Origin of the sequence: Carnobacterium viridans, assembly GCF_900102725.1 — a bacterium.
GTDB classification, from domain to species: domain Bacteria; phylum Bacillota; class Bacilli; order Lactobacillales; family Carnobacteriaceae; genus Carnobacterium_B; species Carnobacterium_B viridans.
Map to the genome: position 1 here is coordinate 1,038,585 of NZ_FNJW01000008.1, position 18,543 is coordinate 1,057,127.

17 protein-coding genes and 1 pseudogene are annotated in these 18,543 nt (G+C 36.4%); 1 reads left to right on the top strand and 17 read right to left on the bottom strand.

Going from position 1 to position 18,543, the window contains the following annotated elements:
• Positions 1-2 precede the first annotated feature (2 nt).
• From BLT48_RS06370 to BLT48_RS06440, 15 genes and pseudogenes are all read right to left on the bottom strand, one after another.
• The gene (locus BLT48_RS06370) at positions 3-584 is read right to left on the bottom strand and encodes a TetR/AcrR family transcriptional regulator (RefSeq protein WP_089976316.1); all 582 of its coding nucleotides are present in this window, start codon (positions 582-584) and stop codon (positions 3-5) included.
• Between the two features lie 115 nt (positions 585-699).
• A complete protein-coding gene (locus BLT48_RS06375) occupies positions 700-2,037 on the bottom strand; it encodes a C1 family peptidase (protein ID WP_089976318.1) in 1,338 nt (445 codons plus the stop codon).
• A 307-nt stretch (positions 2,038-2,344) separates the two neighbouring features.
• Positions 2,345-2,554, bottom strand: coding sequence for a heavy-metal-associated domain-containing protein (locus tag BLT48_RS06380; protein WP_035020195.1), 210 nt, complete (start codon positions 2,552-2,554; stop codon positions 2,345-2,347).
• Positions 2,555-2,604: 50 nt separating this feature from the next.
• Positions 2,605-5,023 (bottom strand): annotated as a pseudogene (locus tag BLT48_RS06385) (heavy metal translocating P-type ATPase).
• A gap of 47 nt (positions 5,024-5,070) precedes the next feature.
• The gene (locus BLT48_RS06390; protein ID WP_035020196.1) at positions 5,071-5,517 is read right to left on the bottom strand and encodes a CopY/TcrY family copper transport repressor; all 447 of its coding nucleotides are present in this window, start codon (positions 5,515-5,517) and stop codon (positions 5,071-5,073) included.
• A gap of 144 nt (positions 5,518-5,661) precedes the next feature.
• The gene (locus BLT48_RS06395; protein ID WP_244885807.1) at positions 5,662-6,153 is read right to left on the bottom strand and encodes a glycosyl-4,4'-diaponeurosporenoate acyltransferase CrtO family protein; all 492 of its coding nucleotides are present in this window, start codon (positions 6,151-6,153) and stop codon (positions 5,662-5,664) included.
• A gap of 4 nt (positions 6,154-6,157) precedes the next feature.
• Positions 6,158-7,267 (bottom strand): glycosyltransferase, encoded by a 1,110-nt coding sequence (locus BLT48_RS06400; protein ID WP_244885808.1) that lies wholly within the window; start codon positions 7,265-7,267, stop codon positions 6,158-6,160.
• 11 nt (positions 7,268-7,278) lie between these two features.
• A complete protein-coding gene (locus tag BLT48_RS06405; RefSeq protein ID WP_089976324.1) occupies positions 7,279-8,691 on the bottom strand; it encodes an aldehyde dehydrogenase family protein in 1,413 nt (470 codons plus the stop codon).
• Positions 8,681-10,186 (bottom strand): phytoene desaturase family protein, encoded by a 1,506-nt coding sequence (locus tag BLT48_RS06410; RefSeq protein WP_089978681.1) that lies wholly within the window; start codon positions 10,184-10,186, stop codon positions 8,681-8,683. Before BLT48_RS06410 ends, BLT48_RS06405 begins: the two co-directional genes overlap by 11 nt.
• 92 nt (positions 10,187-10,278) lie before the next feature.
• Positions 10,279-11,139, bottom strand: coding sequence for a phytoene/squalene synthase family protein (locus tag BLT48_RS06415; protein WP_226776579.1), 861 nt, complete (start codon positions 11,137-11,139; stop codon positions 10,279-10,281).
• A gap of 45 nt (positions 11,140-11,184) precedes the next feature.
• A complete protein-coding gene (locus BLT48_RS06420) occupies positions 11,185-12,693 on the bottom strand; it encodes a phytoene desaturase family protein (RefSeq protein WP_089976330.1) in 1,509 nt (502 codons plus the stop codon).
• A gap of 45 nt (positions 12,694-12,738) precedes the next feature.
• On the bottom strand, positions 12,739-13,194 hold the full coding sequence (locus BLT48_RS06425) for a MarR family winged helix-turn-helix transcriptional regulator (protein WP_089976333.1): 456 nt from the start codon (positions 13,192-13,194) through the stop codon (positions 12,739-12,741).
• Between the two features lie 48 nt (positions 13,195-13,242).
• On the bottom strand, positions 13,243-13,920 hold the full coding sequence (locus BLT48_RS06430) for an ABC transporter ATP-binding protein (protein ID WP_089976336.1): 678 nt from the start codon (positions 13,918-13,920) through the stop codon (positions 13,243-13,245).
• A 15-nt stretch (positions 13,921-13,935) separates the two neighbouring features.
• A complete protein-coding gene (locus BLT48_RS06435) occupies positions 13,936-15,027 on the bottom strand; it encodes an ABC transporter permease (RefSeq protein WP_089976340.1) in 1,092 nt (363 codons plus the stop codon).
• A 171-nt stretch (positions 15,028-15,198) separates the two neighbouring features.
• The gene (locus BLT48_RS06440; RefSeq protein WP_089976344.1) at positions 15,199-15,813 is read right to left on the bottom strand and encodes an NUDIX hydrolase; all 615 of its coding nucleotides are present in this window, start codon (positions 15,811-15,813) and stop codon (positions 15,199-15,201) included.
• 151 nt (positions 15,814-15,964) lie between these two features.
• Between BLT48_RS06440 and BLT48_RS06445 the strand changes: the two genes are divergently transcribed.
• Positions 15,965-16,792 (top strand): aminotransferase class IV, encoded by an 828-nt coding sequence (locus BLT48_RS06445; RefSeq protein WP_089976347.1) that lies wholly within the window; start codon positions 15,965-15,967, stop codon positions 16,790-16,792.
• Between the two features lie 361 nt (positions 16,793-17,153).
• Here the strand turns inward: BLT48_RS06445 and BLT48_RS06450 are convergent, their stop codons facing one another.
• Together BLT48_RS06450 and BLT48_RS06455 are read right to left on the bottom strand one after the other, a co-directional pair.
• Positions 17,154-17,600, bottom strand: coding sequence for a threonine/serine exporter family protein (locus BLT48_RS06450; RefSeq protein ID WP_089976351.1), 447 nt, complete (start codon positions 17,598-17,600; stop codon positions 17,154-17,156).
• Entirely contained in the window at positions 17,597-18,361 is a 765-nt protein-coding gene (locus BLT48_RS06455; protein WP_089976355.1) for a threonine/serine exporter family protein, read from the bottom strand. The genes BLT48_RS06450 and BLT48_RS06455 overlap by 4 nt, the downstream gene beginning before the upstream one ends.
• Positions 18,362-18,543 lie beyond the last annotated feature (182 nt).

The following is an 18,543-nucleotide window of genomic DNA, read 5'->3' on the forward strand; positions in this document are numbered from 1 at the left end:
TGTCACTTTGAAATGTCAAAAACACCATTTTTAATGATCATCTTGATAAAATAAGCCCTTTCTTGGGAACTTAAATTAGAACGATCGGGTATGTTAATGCTATGAAAAATAATACCCACAATTAAACTATCGGGTATGTCTTTTTTTATGTGACCATTTGTTTTACCAGTCTGGATAAATTGTTGAATATAGTTAAAAAATTGTCCATGGACCTCTCCAGAAACAGTTTCTTTTTGTTTTTGTTTTTCAGTACTGATAATCATTTTGTCATGTGGAAGAGCATTTGAAATCAAATGTGCTTCTCGATACTTAAAAATCAACTCGAATAATTGATCAAATCGATCTGAATAGTCCAAAGACCAGTTTATTTGATTGAACTCTTCCATCATTTGTTTCATCTGTCCTACTAAGTAATCACTAATAAGTTCATCCTTATTCGTATAGTATTTATAAATAGCCGCTCTTGAAACTTTTAATGATTTGGCTAGCAAACTAAACGAAAATTTTTCATAACCTTCTTTTATCAGAAGATTATGTGTCTGCAAATAAATATCATCTGTTGAAAATTTCTTTTCTCTTGCCACCAAAATCACTCCTCATTTTTTCTTTTCTACTGTAGATTATAGCATGTTTTATTTTGCTACAAAGCAAAAAACAAGGGTCTGAAGTTTCTTTTCTTCAAACCCTTGCTCTTTATTTTTATTTTACCAAAGCTAAAGCACCCATTGGATCCCAGGGTTCTAATGCGATAACAGGCTGTTCTAAAGCTTTCAACCATTTTTCAGGAATATATTTTTTATCTACTGCAATTTGATAGTTAAATTCTTCAAACCATTTATCACTCATAGAATAAATTCCCTTTTTACCTGATTTTTCTCCCCAACTGTTTTCAACTTTCCACGTTAGCGGCTGACCTTGTTCGTCTAAATCTACTCCCACAAATACCATTGCATGAGTCAATAAGCTATCGCTATAATCTAAGCGTTGCGCTTTTGTTAATCCGCTACCCTCACCTAGTGTCAATTCATAATTGTAACTGTGCTCATCCATTATTCCACTATCTCTTACCAACATTTTGCCCACATCACAGCCAAACCAGACTGGTTGAGCGTCTTTAATTGAAGCAACAGCAGCTTCTTTTAGTACTTGGATTGGAACATTGATGTATTGAATCGGTTTTGCTTCTTTAACGGTACCTAAATACTTCACAGTGTAGGCTCTTCCAAATGGTTTATCTTCGGTTGGTGCATTTAGCAAGCTGACTAAACTTGTTAAATCCCAACCGACGTATTCTTTAAAAAAGTTTTGTGGAGTGATTTCATTGATACGGCAGTATTCACCCTCTTTGTTGCGATAGGTGTACGTAAATGACTCAGGAACTTCGCCCAATGCTTTTACTAGCACAGTATAAATGAAATACAACATCGTTTCCTTATTCTCTGTTAATTCGTTTAGTGAAGATCCCGCTTTATGATCTTCACGTAATTGACAAGCAAATTCTCTAAGTTTAGAGGTTAGTACTGAGTTTAATTTTCTTGTATTAGAAGAATGAAACGTTTCGGGCATAACAGATTTAGGAACCGCACCGTATTTTTCTAATAATCCAGAAAACATATCCCATTGTCCGCCATCTTGAACTGGATCCATCAATAGATGAGAAACGATTCTAGAATTTTGCGGTTCGTCTAGTGTTTCTAAAATACTGTCTAAGAAATAATTGGCTTTTTCGAGTTTATCCCAAAATAACGTATAATTTTGTGAAAACTCAAAACTATCCATATCTAATTTCTCCATTGTATCTACACGAGCCGTATTTAAAGCTGCAAACATCCAACAGCGGCCACTGGATTGTTGATTTGTTATTGCGCCACGTTTGGTTTCGTTTGAGAACTCAAAAGGATGTCTTCTTAAAACATTATTATCTAAAGAAGCGTCATCAATACCAACTTTTGCTATGGCTCCTTTAATCACCTGATTTGTACTATTTGCATCAAACCGTGCTTTAAACTCTGTTAACAATTCGTTATCGATTCCCATCTTCATTCCCCCTAATTTATTACTTAAAAGGATACTCTTCTTTGGTTTATCTAGCAAGTTGATTCATTTATTCTTTCTTTTCTGATTAGGAGGGGCTCCACTCTTCCAATAAACACCTCTTGATGGAAGAGTGGAGCGGAAAACTGTCTTCACTCATCCATGAGAGGCCTCTTGATGGACAAGTGAAACAAAAAAAGCGTCTCACTTGTCCATCAAAGTTGGTTTCACGTAAAAGTGAACAAAAAAACCTCACTCTTCCATAGAAAAGCGAGGTTTCAATCTGCCAACATTAAACATTATAGGGTCTTTAGTTACTACTCGTTATCGTATAATTTGTATCGCTTAATGCTTGGTCAAAAACTGTTTCATCAATTTCATTTGAACTTTCAACAATCGCTTGTTTCGTCTCTAAATCAACAACTACACGTTCAACGCCTTCAACTGATTGAAATTTTTCAACTACTGTACTGGCACAACCTTCACATTTCATGCCTTCTATCGTTAATTCTTTTTTCATTTCTTATCACTCCGTTTCAATAATTATAGTTTCACTTTATTCTTTTTAACCTAGGGTTTGAATCTCTTTAAACGCAGTGCATTGATCAATACGGATACTGAACTGGAACTCATTGCTGCCCCAGCCAACATCGGGTTTAACAATGGACCTCCAAAAATGTGGAGTAGTCCCATAGCAATAGGAATACCTAAAACATTGTACCCAAATGCCCAAAATAGGTTTTCTTTGATATTTTTGATGGTTGCTTTACTCAGTTCCACGGCTGTCGGTACATCCATCAAATCACTTCTCATCAGTACAATGTCTGCAGATTCCATAGCCACATCTGTACCTGTTCCAATGGCAATACCAATATCAGCTTGGGCTAAAGCAGGAGCATCATTGATACCATCACCCACCATAGCGACTGTTTTTCCTTCAGCTTGTAATTTTTTTACCTCGCTTGCTTTTTGTTCCGGTAACACTTCGCTTAACACACGGTCAATCCCTACTTGTTTCGCAATAGCTTCAGCAGTCCGTTTATTGTCACCAGTAATCATGGCTACCTCTAATCCCATCTTATGCAATTTTTCAATGGCATTCAAGCTATTCGCTTTTACTGTATCTGCAACGGCAATCATTCCCGCCATTTGACCATCTTTAGCAATATACATTGGGGTTTTACCTTCGCTTGCTAACGTATTGGAAATGGACTCTACTGCATCGAGTGAGATACCGCGGTCGATCATTAATTTTTTATTTCCTAATAAGAGAGATTGATTCTCTATTGTTACTTCAATTCCATGTCCAGGCAAAGCATTAAATGTTTGCGTTTTAAGAAGGGTCAATTTTTTATTTTCTGCCCCGTGAACAATTGCTTCTCCCAACGGATGTTCAGAACCTTTTTCAGCAGAGGCTGCAAGAATCAATAATTTCTCTTCTGATAATTCACTAACGGTTACAATATCTGTTACTTCAGGTTTTCCTTCAGTCAGTGTGCCCGTTTTATCAAAAATAATCGTGTCAATTTTATGTGTTTTTTCTAGTGCCCCGCCACTTTTAATTAAAACGCCATATTCGGCTCCTTTTCCAGTACCGACCATGATAGCAGTAGGTGTCGCTAATCCTAGCGCACACGGACAGGCAATAACCAATACCGAAATTGCGATTGTCAGAGAAAATACTCCTGATTCTCCAGCTAGATACCAAGCTATTCCTGATAGAATAGCTAATACGATAACAATTGGGACAAAGTATCCAGAAATGATATCGGCGAGTTTTGCGATAGGAGCTTTTGAACCTTGCGCATCTTCAACCAACTTAATGATTTGAGATAAGGCTGTATCTTTACCAACTTTTGTAGCTTTGTATTGAATTGTTCCATTTTTATTGATACTTGCTCCAATTATCGCATCGCCAGTAGTTTTTTCAACGGGTATACTTTCTCCAGTCAACATAGCTTCATCAACTGACGTCATGCCTTCGACCACTACTCCATCGACGGGCATTTTTTCACCTGGTTTCACGATAATCAAATCATCTACTTGTACTTCGTCGACTGCTACTTCTACCTCTTGTCCATTTCGCATCAGTCTAGCTTCTTTTGGAGCAAGACCCATTAGTTTTTTAATTGCTTCAGAAGTTTTCCCTTTTGAAAGAGCTTCAAAGTATTTCCCAAGTGTGATCAACGTCAAAATAACTGCCGCAGATTCATAATAAAGATCCATAGCTAAGCCAACATTTCCCATCCATATGCCTATAGTTGCAGCTAAGCTGTATACAAATGCAGCACTCGTTCCTAAAGCAACAAGCGAATCCATATTGGGATGCCCTTTGAATAAAGCTTTGAATCCGACTTTAAAAAATTCTCTCCCGAGAACGACAACTGGTAAAGTCAAAATCAGTTGAGTAAAAGAAAAAGTGCCAGCATGCATCATAGGATCAATCACTTCAGGTAATGGCATTCCTAACATATGGCCCATTGAGATATACACTAAGGGGACCGTAAAAACAGCTGAAATCCAAAACCGCTGCCACATCTCTTTTATGTGTTGTGCTTTTTTTTCACGATCCATGTCTAGCGCATCGGCTGATTCAATTTCTTCATGAGCTTCATAACCAGATTCTTTTACGGCATTTGTAATATCCGCGCTACTCCTAATTGATCTGGATCATATTGGATACTCATTTTTTCAGTAGCTAAATTCACACTCACATTCGCTACTCCTTGTAATTTACCAGTTGCTTTTTCAATTGTTTGAGCACAGGATGCACAAGTCATCCCTTCAATTACAAAAGTTTTCTGTTTTGTATCCGTTACAGCTTTGTATCCTGATTGATTTACGGCTTCTTGGATATCTTTATCTGTCAGAATTGCTTCATCGTATTGTATATGCATTTTTCAGTAGCTAAATTTACACTAGCTTCTTTGACTCCTGGTAATTTCTTAGTCGCTTTTTCAACAGTCTGAGCACAGGATGCACAACTCATTCCTTCAATGGTAAATGATTTCTCAGTCAATTCGATTCACTCCTTTTTTATGAATGGCTATGTTGGCAGTCACATTGTCCAGGTATACAGTCACATGGAACGCTGTCAACAGCTTCTTCTTTTTTTTGTTGTATGAGTTCTTCTAGCATTTGAACATCTGCATGACTCAATGTGGCTTCACGGATAAGTTCAGCAAGGGTTGTTCCAACTTTTCGATTGCACATCTGATCAAAAAAATTAGTTGTCTTACTTTTAAAACTTTCTTCTTCACTAATGACCGGACTATACAAATACTTGTTTCCAATCGCTTCGGTCTTTAAAATTCCTTTTTCAACTAAACGACCAATCAATGTTTTTATGGTTGCTTGTTTCCAATTCATCTTTTCTTTTACTATTTCGGTAATTTCTTTACTGGTTACCGTATGATTTGTCCAAACTACTCGCATGATTTCCCATTCAGCATCAGAGATAGTTGGTTGAATTTTATTCGTCATACAGAGTTCCTCCTTTTCGACTACATTTGTAATCATTTCTACATTTTTAGTTTACAACTGTAATCGTTTATTGTCAACTAGTATGTTTCAAATTTCCTATAACAAAAAATCCACTCATTCTAATTTTAGTAGAATGAGTGGATTTTATTGTCTTGTGTTCTTGCGATTAAGCACTCGTTCAAAACGTGGACGATTGTACCGTTGCACAAGAATAATCGGTACATTAAATAGTAGCGCATAAATGACCATGATCCATCCAAGCCATACAGGATTCCATAAAAAAAAGAGAACAGAAGGAAGAATGGAAAGCCAGTGAGTAAGTTCAGCTCGTTTTGTTTCAAGTATAAATGTTTCAAGATAATTTGCTTCTTTTTGCTGCAGATTTTTTTTATAAAAACCCTTTTTTAGTATTCTTGTACCGTCAGGAATAATTTTCGCCCAATTTTTTATATCGAAATGTGTCTGCCAAAATTGCCCTTCATTTTCCCACTTTCTTGCTGGATAGATAAAGGTTTGCTTTTGAAAATAACGTTCTGGTAAAGACAACGTAAAAAAAGAAATGCTTATTTGAAAAAATGCCCATGCAAAACTGTCAATAATGATGGTCCATACCATTGGAAATTCTATGAGTTGCATTGGCCTAAACCTCCAATTTTCGTCCACTCCAAGTAACTCTGTGGAGTACTTTTGTCAAAAAGAGCGACCAAACAAATAAAACGATAAAAAACAAAAAGAATAGCGGGTAACCAAATAAGATTAATAGACTGAATTGGCCAAAACGACGAGCAAGCCAATAGAATTGTACGGCATAAACTATACAAACTAAACTGGCGATAATCAGTAAACTAGTGTCATTTGCCAGTAAAGCTACGAGTAAAGAACCGAATGTAAAAAATGCTCCGCTAATCCAAAACGAAATCAATCCTGTCACTAGGGGATGGGTAGACTGAGCCGCTGTGCCAAAACTTTTTGTCCATCCTTCGACCAATTGCTTGATTCCTTCAGGATACATTTGAAACTTGATTAATCCCTGTCCCCCATAACAGCGAACTGGAAAGTTGTTTTCCCTAAATTTTCCGCCTAGAGCAAGATCATCCATAATAGCTCCTTGAATAGCTTTATGTCCTCCAATAATAAGATACTCCTCTTTTGTACATAGCATACAAGGTCCAAACGAACCTGCTGTTTCAATTTTAGTGCCCAGCGGTGTAAATACATTCATCCCGGCCATTAAAATAATATTAAATACAGCAGATAAATTTTCATACCGTTTTGTTATCACATGAAAGGGTTGGAATGAGAGAATGCCAGTTGCACCAACCGATTGATAAGTCATCAATAGCTGTTCCAAGCTGAATTTAGTTTCAAAGAATGTATCTGCATCTAAGAATAACAACCAATCTCCTTTTGCTTCCTTTGCCCCACTCCAACAAGCAGCTGATTTTCCCGTCCATTTATCACTTTGTTTCTTTTTAATAATTTTAGCACCCTGTTGTTGAGCAACAGCGATTGTCCGGTCAGAAGACTCATCATCTACAACAATGACTTCTATCGGTTGGCATGATTGATGGTTTAATGATGCCAGCAATACAGGCAACCGATATTCCTCATTTCTCGCAGGAATAATAATCGAAACTGTTTTTTTCACACTAACTTTACCAGCGTATTTAATAGCTAAAGGAACGTTCCAAAGCATTAAAAAGCCACTGAGCACTGAAATAAAACTTACTAACACAACTATGAACAACATCATTGCTCCTCCTAAAATAACCAGCGTCTCCATTTACGAAGCAGATTTAAATCATTAGACTGATAAGGTGGATATTGTTTTTGGCTGTTAAATGGCAAAAGATGAGTATAGATTGTTCGTTCATAACTAAATGTCTCTAAGCTGGCTGTGCCATGATAGCGTCCAAATCCACTAGCCCCTACTCCGCCAAATGAACTATCTGAACTGATTGCGTGTAGAATCACTTGATTCAGACTAAAAGCTCCTGAACGTAATTTAGTTTTAACGTACTCAATGGTTCTTTTATTTTTACTGAAAATATATATGACAAGCGGATCATCCGTTCGTTTCAGTTCATGTACTAATTTTGACAAGTTAGTATATGGGATGACTGGCAAAACTGGACCAAATATTTCTTCGTAAAGAATTGAACTGCGCGCTGTTATATCTGTCAATACTGTTGGCTCAATACTTTTTTGTGTAGCGTCAACTTTTCCGCCGTAATAAATACTTCCTTGTTTCAAAAAATCGACTATCTTTTCAAATTGTTTTTCATGAGGCATTCGCCCAATCGTTTCCTCTTCAAGCGGATGCAGACCGTAAAACTGTTTGATTTGTTCCACTGCCATTTGAAGAAACTGCTGGTAAACGGTTTGATGAACATAAACAGTATCTGGAGCGATACAACTTTGACCAGCATTTAAGAATTTGCCCCATATGATTCGTTGTACCACTGCTTTTGTTAAATTAGTCTCATCAACAATACAAGGATTTTTACCACCTAACTCCAACACAACAGGGATTTGTTTTTTAGCAGCTGCACGATGCACGATGTTTCCTACTTTTTTGCTTCCTGTAAAAGAAATAAAATCCCAAGGTAGTTCTAACAATTCAGTAGCCACTGTGGCGTCTCCGTTCACAACCACCAAAACATCTGGCGAAAAGTAAGCACTTATTAACTCCGCTAGAAGCTTGGCTGTCTCTGGAGCAAATTCAGAGGGTTTGATAAAGCAACTATTTCCTGCTGCAAGAGCTCCAATTACAGGCATAAGCGCTAATTGCAAAGGGTAATTCCATGGGCTAATAACCAATATTGAGCCATAAGGATGATGTTCAACTGTTGTTTTACTCACGGAACTTAATTTAATATGGCGTTTATGCTTAGGTTTCTGCCATTTGTTTAAACAATGTTTCATAAAATCAATTTCTTGAAGCAAAACTGCCAATTCAGAAGCATACGCTTCTTCTGCAGATTTTCCTAGATCTTTATATAATGCAGTGAGCAATTCGGTTTCATTTTCCGTTAACAACAACTGCAAAACCTCTAAAAGTCGTTTTCGCTCAGCTGTCTGTAACTGATCGCTATCCGCTACACAATTTTTTTGATGCTGTTGAGTAATGGACCAGTTTATCTTATTGTCGCTAACGCCAGCTTTAGTTACCATCTTGTTGGTCCCTTTGAACGATCTTATCTCTCACTTGTTGTCCACTCATCGTAACCATTGGCATACCTCCACCGGGGTTTACAGTTCCGCCTACAAAATAAAGGTTGTCATATCGTTCACTATGTTTAGCATGTTTGAAACCGTGATTTTTCTTGCGGTTAGAAACGGTTCCGTAAATGGAACCTTTGTGAGATCCATAAGTTTTTTCAATATCATCTGGTGTCCAAAGGTCTTCTGTCACAATATGCTTCCGTAAATCAGTCAATCCCATCTTTTCTAACTTGATCAATACACGTTCACGGAGTAAAAGATACTCTTCATGAGTGAATGGCTCCTCTTGAATATAGGGAATATGAGGCAAAATTTTAATATTTTCATGTCCTGGTTTTGATTGAGCTTTATCTGTTTTGTTCACATTTACTAAATAAATAGTCGGGTCTTCAGGTAATTTATGCTGATTGAAGACGGTATCAAAATGATTGGCTGGATCAGCTGAGAAAAAGAAATTATGATGAGCAAGTTGCGGATATTCTCTGTCCACTCCAAGATGTATCACCAATCCCGAACTTGAAGGTTCAAAACGTTTTTCTAATTTTTCAATAAAAGCAGGTTCCTCATGTAGTAATTTTTGATAAGCCGGAATAACTTCCATATTAGAAATATAATAGTCGGCTTTTCTTAGAGAGCCATCTGCAAGCTCTACAGCACTGATTTGGTTTTGTTCGTCCTTGATAAAGGATGTAACACCCAGACCAGTATGCAGTTCTATACCTATCTCAGTTGCTAGTTTAACTAACCCTTCAGCGATTTTATGCATACCTCCTGGAACATACCATACACCCTGAGCATGTTGCATATAAATCATCATATTTAGTACAGCTGGTGCATCGTACGGGGAAGAACCAACGTATTTAATAAAATAAGCCAACATATCGCGCACTTTTTGATTACTGATTCTTTTTTCAATGGCCTCGTACATGGATGAAAAGTAATCAAAGTCTTTCATCGAACCAAGTAAGCCATGCTCACGGAAAATTTCTCCTGTTTTGTCTAACCCTTTTTCAAAATACCCTTTTTCAGTTGCATCGTATAATTTTTTAGCATACTCTAAAAATTCTGCGTATTCTTTCATATCTTTTTCACTTAACTCACTATTTTTGTTGCTCATTTTTTCTAAATCGCTGTACAAATCAATAACCGAATTGTCTGGAAAAAAAGACCTCCACTGATGGTCCAGTTGAATAATCGATATGTAGTCAGCCATTTTGCGATTGCTTCCTGTAAATAACTTTTCGAATACGTGTGGCATCGTTAAAATGGACGGACCTAAATCAAACCCAAAACCATCTTGCTCCAATCGATTTAATTTACCTCCAAGATGATGATTTTTTTCATAAAGCGATACAGCATATCCACTTTGCGCTAGTGAAATTGCCGCTGAAAGGCCTCCTAGCCCTCCACCTATAATGATAACTGTTTTCTTTTGGTTTGACATCATTTACCCACCCCTTATGTAGTTTAGTATAACGAATAGACAAGAAAAGTCCTAAACTAAAGCTATACAGCTTATTGGTCAAGGACAAATTCTTATTTTATTGATCGGTAAATACGCTGCATTTCTAATGGCGTTACATAATTACGCTTAGTAAAGCAATCATACTTATTCTTGCGTACAGCATTCAGTAGACCACGGTAAATCGCTGACGAAAGTTTGACAGGCAATCGACTATCTTCATCAAAATAGCGAAAGCCCTCTTCAACGTCATCATACAGATATTCTGCACGTTGAGCTATTTTTTCCCAAATACGAATAAAATTAGCGTTGATTATTTTATGTTCTAGGTCTTTTTTTGTATAGTTTTCAGCGGCCAATTCAGCAATTGGCAGATAAACGCGATCAATTTTTTGAAAATCTTCACCGATATCTCTTAATATGTTTGTCAACTGCATAGCAATTCCTAAATTAATCGCTAACTGAGTGAGGTCTTGATGCGATTTTGAAGCCAAAACAGGCAACAACATTAATCCAACTGATCCAGCAACATAATAGCTGTAGGTTTCTAATTCTGATAGATCTTTTGGTTCAGCAAAATTTATATCCATTTTTTGTCCTATTAATTGATCATAAAAGGGCTCAACAGATAGGTCATAACGTTCAAAAACATCTGTTAACGCACGCCAAATGGGGTGATCAATAGGATTTCCTTGTTCGAATAAAGACAATTCTTTTTCTAAATTCGCTACTGCCAAAAGTTGTTCTTCTTTTGTGTCAATTAAGTCTACACTATCATCAGCCTTTCGACAAAAAGCATAAATGGCAAAGATAGCTTGTGCTTTGGCTTTCGGTAACTGTGAAAAAGCATAATAAAAACTTTTGGAATGGTGTTTAATAATCTCTTCGCAGTACTGATAATCTTGTTTTATAGTTTCTTGTCTATTCGCTTCCATATCCAGGCCTCCCATAGTATTGATTAAGTTTCATACAGTATTGAACTATGCTTTAACGCCACGATCATCTAAAATCAATTCTTCGGTAGCTATTTTTGCAGACATCAATACGATTGGCACTCCTGCTCCAGGGTGTGTACTGCTTCCAGCAAAGTAGAGATTCTCACAATTTTTAGCTTTAGCTTGCGGACGAAAATGATTACTTTGTAATAAATTAGGTCTCAGTCCAAAACAAGCACCATTGTACGCATTAAATTTTTCTTTGAAATCAATAGGTGTCATATAGCTTTCCGATAAAATCTCATTCTCAACGTTTTCAAAACCTTTAAGTCGTTTCAACGAATTTAAAACTTCTGATCGGTAATGTTGGATCGTTTCTTCAGTCCACTCGTAATCTGCAATAGATAAATCAGAAACAGGGACTAATAGATAAAGTCCATCTTTTCCTTCTGGAGCCATTGATTGATCCATTTTTGAACCCATATAGAGATAGTAAGAAGGATTATCTAGCAACTTACCAGCAAAAATATCTTCAAGATTTTTATCTAAATCCTCAGCAAACACAAAATTATGCAACTGATCAACACCTTCGTATTTACGATCCATACCTAAATACATGATAAAACAAGAACAAGAATATTTCATACTATCCACTTTTTTATCTGTGTATTTCCCTTTAGCCGCAGTGTTTTGCACCAAATTTTTTATAGCGTATGGGAAATCAGCATTACAAACAACATAATCCGCAAGAATCTCTTTATCGCGTAATAAAATTCCATACGCTTGTTTATCTTCAATCAAGATTTTTTCTACTGGGGAATTGTAATGAACTTTTCCACCCAATTCTAAAAATAAGCGCTCCATAGATTTGGCCATCGTATACATACCACCTTCAATAAACCAAACACCATAAAGCAGTTCGATCATAGGAATAATGGTGTAAAGAGAAGGTCCGTTAACCGGCGAAACTCCTATGTATAAGGTTTGAAAGCTAAGCATTTGCTGCAATCGTTTATCTTTTACAAATTTACCAATGGAATGATTCGCGCTATCAAATGTTTTTAATTTCAAAGCTTGTTTAATCATAAACGGGTTATAAAAATCCAATGCATTACGGAAAGGACGTTGTAAAAAATGGTCTTTTGCTACAATAAAACGACTATAAATATCTTGAAGATAATTCAAGAAACCCTTCGCATCTTCATCACTGATTCCTTCTAGCGACTCCATTAACGTGACCAAATCAGAAGAGACATTAAATCTATCTTTTTCTTCAGTTCCAAAAAAAGCCGTATACATCGGATCCAATCTTTTCATTGGAATATAGTCATCCGGATTTCTTCCTGCTAATTCAAAAACTTCTCGATAGATTTGTGGCATCATAACGATACTAGGTCCTAAATCAAATGTATAGCCATCCTTTTTAATTTGATGCATTTTCCCACCAGGTATGGCTTCTTTTTCATAAATTTCTACTTCATATCCTTCGTGTTGCAAACGTATAGCGCTCGCTAAACCAGCTACACCTGCTCCGATTACGGCAATCTTTTTCATTAAACATCCCTCTTTTCCTATTTTGTGCAAATGAATTCGTTCAATTTAATGATCTTTTTCTTCTAATTTGTCGAATTCATTATTCAAAGATTTCAATCCTCTGGTAAATGCTTCATTGCTTATGTCTGTCATATTGCAATGCTTGACCTCATTTAAAATCGCTTTTGAAATGGCTTTTTTAGATTGCAGGCTTTTTTCTGTTAGGGTAACGATTACTGCACGTTTGTCCATATCAGATGCTACTTTTTCAATCCAGCCTTGTACTTTCAATCGATTAAGGATGGGATTAAGGGTACCTATACTCATACCTATGCGGTCGCTAATGTTTTTAATAAATACATGGTCTTCATCCCACAATGCTAGTAAAACCAAGTATTGTGGAAAAGTTAGTCCAAAAGGTTTTAGTGCTCTTCCGTACATTCTTGAAAATCCATTTGAAGCTTTGTATACTTCAAAACAAAGTTGGTCTTCTAAAGACCGAGCAAATATTGTTTCGTCCATGTAAATCTCCCCTTTCATCTAACTGACCTATTTCGGCTTGAACAAGCATCAATTAGGTTCTCTCAGTGTTAAAACACCATCTTTCATGACATACACTTTATCACAATAACTGATCAAGCGTTCATCATGGGTCACCATTATTGTTGCTTTCTTTTTATTTTTTGTTTCACGTGCTAAAATTTCAACTACTTCAAACGCTTTCTCAGAATCTAAACTAGCAGTTGGCTCATCTGCTAAAATAACTGACGGATCATGATACAAAGCCCTAGCGATGGCTACTCGTTGTCGTTCCCCACCTGATAAATCACTCGGATATTTATCTTTTAAATCGAGAATACCTAATTCTTTTAATAAGTCATTTTGTTTTTGGATATCTACTTTTGATTTTTCAACTTTATTAACTAAATTTAATTGATCTTTTACAGTTAAAAAAGGGACTAGATTGGATGCCTGTAAAATAAATCCAATTTCTTTAAATCGTAAAGCAGCTCGTTTTTTTTCAGTAACAGCGCTAAATGGTTTTTCGTTAATCTCAACAGTACCTTTTGAGGGTTGTTGCAAACCTCCGATGATCGTCAATAGTGTACTCTTACCCGAACCGCTTGGACCAATAATAGCAACAAACTCTCCTTCTCCTATTGAAAAAGAGGTATCTTTCAATGCCTCTATTCGTTTATGCCCCTCACCAAATGAGCGGCTTACGTTATCTAATTCAATTAGTTTCATCTTAGTCTTCCTCCTTTATCCAATTGCTTCTAATGGGTCAATTTTAACAACAGTACGTACTGAAAACAAAGCTCCTAGAACCGCTACAACGATCAATAAAGTAGTGATTCCTGCAATAAACAACCAATTGGTGCTATAAGGGACTGCTGCCGGTAGAACAAATGACGTGATAACGGTTAAAATCAAACCGATTCCAACTCCAATGGCAGATAATAAAAATGTTTGTGCTACAACCGACTTGGCTATATAACCTGAAGAAATCCCTTGAGCTTTCATAACGCCAAACATGCTTGTCTTTTGCAGAGTCAACACATAAATAAAAATCCCAATGACAACTGCTGCTATAACAATCAAGAACCCAATCATTAATCCAAAGGTTAAAACTTGTGCGCTATACCCAGGTATCTTAAAGATATAATCTCCAATGGAGTAGGCCACCAAGTCATCAGAGTCTGCAACAACATCCTTTAAAGATTTTGAAGAATCGCGAACCACTACTGCGTTGATTCGGCCGTTTTCTGAATTATCTGACGCTTCAAATCTTACTTCTTGGTAAGAAGCAATTGTCGTATACAACACCGGTGCCACATTAAATTTAGCATTTTCAGTAAAACCGACTACTTCTACTTCTTTATCGCTTCCAGCAAGTTGAACGGTGTCTCCTAACTTAATACCTTCTTCTTCTTTTAAACTGATGTCAGCTACCACTTCATCATCATTTTCGAACGTGCGGCCATCTATGACTTCAGGCATAATGAACTCATCTGGATCAATACCGAAAAAGGTCGCATTTATTTTTGATGACTCACCAGTTTCCCCTTTTTTTCTAATGACACTAGGTGCTAATCCTAACAAAGCTGTTTCATCTGCCGTAACTTCTTCTGCTTGTTTGATTGTCATCATTGACATATTGATGTTGGTATTTGACTCATCTGTCAAAACAATGGCGTCCGCTTCCCATTTATCTACACTTGTACGATTATCTTGAGCTAATCCATAGGCCAATCCAGTTAAAAAATAAACTAAATAAGAAACCAAGATCATAACCCCAATAATCAATGCAAATCTAGTTTTTGAATGCTTTATTTCTTTCCATGCTAAAAACATGTTATATCCCCCTTTTAAAATTGCTTGTTCTTTCTAGAATAACAAGCACAGTGATCTATTTTATTTTGTTAGAACCTTTTACATCTTACACGATATAGTATAACGAGAATAAACTTTATTGTAAACTTATCACGCTTATTCTCTGAAGAAAGTTTACTATTTTCAACTGTATCATTTAATGTGCTGTTCTTTTAACAGCTGGATAAAACGATCCGTAAAATGAGCTGTGAAGCCCCATAATGTACGATTATTGACTGTATAGAAAGGTACTGTATGCTTTTCTTGCTTCCAGTTGTATTTTTTTCCACCAGGAATTCGATCAAATGGAAAATTCTCTTCGTGTTCTAACTTCACATGTACCTCGTAATAAATTGGATCATGTGTTAAAAAATAACTCACTGGTACCGTGTATACTTCTTCCACTTCTTCATTAAACTGAATGTCTTCTACTTTTATATTTTTTAGTTCCCCTACGAAAGATTTTATGATGACGCGCTCATTAACAATGTAATCCATTTCTCCTAATATATGGATGGAGTCTCTAGAAAGGGATAATTCTTCCATCGTTTCGCGAATGGCAGCTGCTTCATAAGTCTCTCCTTTTTCTACTCTTCCACCTGGAAAAGAGGTTTCGCCTGGTTGAGAAATAGTCTTGCTGCGTACTTCAAATAAAAGATGCAACTCACCGTTTAGTTTTATTAATGGAATCAATACAGCGAAATGCCGTTGGTAAGTAAGGGGTTTTGCATGATAGTTTTCTAGCAATCCTTTGATTTCATCTAACACTATTATTCCTCCTTTATTTGCTCCACTTTAACCTTCATTATAAGGAATCAAACGGTCATACACTAATCTTATTCTTGCTAATCGTACAGTAAGTTCATTACAATAGAAGAAAACAAGCGACTTATTCGTTCAAGCAAAAGGGAGTTTAATTATGGAACAAGTAGAAGAGAACTTTTATTTTATAAACGATCAAAAGATACCCACCGAACAAAATGCTCTATTTGACGAGCTAGAAGGAAAAAACATTTATGAAGTTATCCGTGTTCAACAAGGCATTCCTCTTTTTCTAGAAGATCATTTGGAACGTTTTAGAGCTTCAGCAGTTGCTACAGGTTTACAGTTAAACGACTCCGATACCGTTTTAACAAAACGTATTTACCACTTGGTTTCATTGAATCACGTCGTTAATAAAAATATCAAACTCATTTTAAATGCTACAAAAGGATTATTAATTTTTTTCACGACGTCTATTTACCCTCCACAAGACTACTATCTCAATGGTATGCATACCACGTTATTAAAACTAGAACGAACAGATCCTAATGTTAAAGTATTGCGTACAGACTACCAGAAAGCTGTTTTAGCTGAACGTAAAAAGCAGCGCGCTCATGAGGTATTGCTCGTTGATCAAACAGATCATGTGACTGAAGGCAGTCGATCAAATTTATTTATTGTAAAAAACAATATCCTTTATACTTCTCCAGCTAAAAATGTTTTGCTTGGTATTGTTCGAAAAAAAACATTAGAATTATGTACCAACTTAAATTTTACTGTTAGAGAAGAAACGATTGCCGTTTCAAAACTACCTGAAATTGACGGAGCTTTTATAACAGGTACGGGAAACAATATCTTACCTATCAATTCAATAGGGGAATTACCTTTACATTCTACCACCAATTCGATCATTAAAACGCTGATGACAGAATATGCTCATCTTGTCGAGACCTATATCATAGAACATCAACCTACTCATTTGTAACCCTCAAAAAAAGAAACAAAAAATCCGAGATTTAAAATGTGATCTCGGATTTCTTGTCTCTAAAAAGTTTAGGCTCTATACTTTTTAGTGTTGATAGCTTAGTTAAATTAATGGCACGAAAATTCTGGAGGAATAGGTTTTGCTTGTAGCCATGCACAGGACTCAATGCGAATTACAAAGCGTTATTGCTTCAGCGATTATGCTTTATTTGAGGCTTGAAAGCTCTGAAGACTACAGGCTTCAGACGTTCCCATGGCTCTCCACAAGCAAAGCCGTCTATTCCAGAAGAATTTTTTTCTTCTATTCAACACCATTTTGCCGAAGAGTCTAAGTTTATGAGGAATAGGTTTCTATTCTTTCTTCACTGATGTGCCCGATTTTCTTTTAAATATTGCGCTTTTTTTATTACTTTAAAAACTGTGTCTATTGTAAAAATAGCCAAAGCAATCATCCCTGCTACTTGGATAGTATTTTGAAGATGGCCTTGTGCCAAATCGGTATTTCCTTGAATAAATTCATAAACCGTTAAGTACATCCCTGAACCTGGTACTAATGGGAAAAAACCCGGTAAGAAAAAGATAGTTACTGGGACTTTAAACATACGCGAAAAAATATGCGATTGAGTAGAAATCACTAATCCTGATATGTATGTTGACATTACAGATCCTAATGTTTCAAGACAAACCAGATAAACTCCCCAACCAACAGCTCCTACTACAGCTGTTGCAAAAATATGTTTTTTTGGCGATTCTAAGCTAATTGCTGCTGCAGCGACTGCTAAAAAAGCTCCAATGACTTGGCTGATCAAAATAGCACACCTCCAATAAGTACTAACCCTATCGCAACTCCTAAAGCAATTGATAGAGCCGTAACAAAGGCTTCTAAAGCTTTAGCACCGCCAGACATGTAGTCTCCTTGTAAAGTATCTCGTATGGCATTTGTAATAGCCGTTCCTGGAACTAAAGGCATTATCGTACCCGTTATAACGACACTTATCATAAGCGTTGGAAAAATAAACAGCTGCATTAATCCAGCCCCGACAGATATAACAGCAGAAGATAGAACATTTCGAACAAAAGAGCCCATATCTAACTTCTTTTCACCTTTTAAGATCAGTGCCAATAATGCACCATTTATTCCAGCAGCCAGTATTTCAAAAAGTCCTCCACCTAAAAGCAAAGCAAACGAAGCCGTCAAAGCGGTTGTAGCAATATCCTTATAGATGGATTTATAGTGGGCTTTCTTAATAGCTTGCAAAGCTATGTAGGCTTCTGAAATCGTGATTTCATCATTAGTCAGTTTCCTTGAGATTGTATTTACACTGGCAATGTTAGTTAAATTCGTATCTCGTACACTGATTCGTTTCACAATCGTAATTGGATCTTCCAAGCTAGGGTCATCTAGCGTAGCGACCAATCCAGTAGCAATAGCAAATGCTTCAGTTGTTTCAAACTTTGACGTTTTTAAAATATGGTTCATCGTATCCTCTACACGATACGTTTCAGCGTTACTTTCTAGCATAATTTTCCCTGCAAGTATGGCGACATCCATTAGTGTTTTGTAATCCATGCTATCCTCTCTTCCTTTCCCACAATGGCCAACAGCTTTCTTTAAACCACAGTTTTCTCTGTACATGCAAATTTCAATTTAGTATAGCACAGTTTATTAACCCAATTGAACCTTTCAATTCTTTCTCCTATTCTTTTAACCTTTTTAACAAAAAGCCCTCCATTTTTCCGTACAAAAAAAGA

Excerpts from the sequence above, each read along its gene's own strand:
- BLT48_RS06375 (WP_089976318.1), bottom strand. The coding sequence starts at position 2,037 with ATGGGAATCGATAACGAATTGTTAACAGAGTTTAAAGCACGGTTTGAT.
- BLT48_RS06380 (WP_035020195.1), bottom strand. The coding sequence starts at position 2,554 with ATGAAAAAAGAATTAACGATAGAAGGCATGAAATGTGAAGGTTGTGCC.
- BLT48_RS06390 (WP_035020196.1), bottom strand. The coding sequence starts at position 5,517 with ATGACGAATAAAATTCAACCAACTATCTCTGATGCTGAATGGGAAATC.
- BLT48_RS06395 (WP_244885807.1), bottom strand. The coding sequence starts at position 6,153 with ATGCAACTCATAGAATTTCCAATGGTATGGACCATCATTATTGACAGT.
- BLT48_RS06400 (WP_244885808.1), bottom strand. The coding sequence starts at position 7,267 with ATGTTGTTCATAGTTGTGTTAGTAAGTTTTATTTCAGTGCTCAGTGGC.
- BLT48_RS06405 (WP_089976324.1), bottom strand. The coding sequence starts at position 8,691 with ATGGTAACTAAAGCTGGCGTTAGCGACAATAAGATAAACTGGTCCATT.
- BLT48_RS06410 (WP_089978681.1), bottom strand. The coding sequence starts at position 10,186 with ATGTCAAACCAAAAGAAAACAGTTATCATTATAGGTGGAGGGCTAGGA.
- BLT48_RS06415 (WP_226776579.1), bottom strand. The coding sequence starts at position 11,139 with ATGGAAGCGAATAGACAAGAAACTATAAAACAAGATTATCAGTACTGC.
- BLT48_RS06420 (WP_089976330.1), bottom strand. The coding sequence starts at position 12,693 with ATGAAAAAGATTGCCGTAATCGGAGCAGGTGTAGCTGGTTTAGCGAGC.
- BLT48_RS06425 (WP_089976333.1), bottom strand. The coding sequence starts at position 13,194 with ATGGACGAAACAATATTTGCTCGGTCTTTAGAAGACCAACTTTGTTTT.
- BLT48_RS06430 (WP_089976336.1), bottom strand. The coding sequence starts at position 13,920 with ATGAAACTAATTGAATTAGATAACGTAAGCCGCTCATTTGGTGAGGGG.
- BLT48_RS06435 (WP_089976340.1), bottom strand. The coding sequence starts at position 15,027 with ATGTTTTTAGCATGGAAAGAAATAAAGCATTCAAAAACTAGATTTGCA.
- BLT48_RS06445 (WP_089976347.1), top strand. The coding sequence starts at position 15,965 with ATGGAACAAGTAGAAGAGAACTTTTATTTTATAAACGATCAAAAGATA.
- BLT48_RS06455 (WP_089976355.1), bottom strand. The coding sequence starts at position 18,361 with ATGGATTACAAAACACTAATGGATGTCGCCATACTTGCAGGGAAAATT.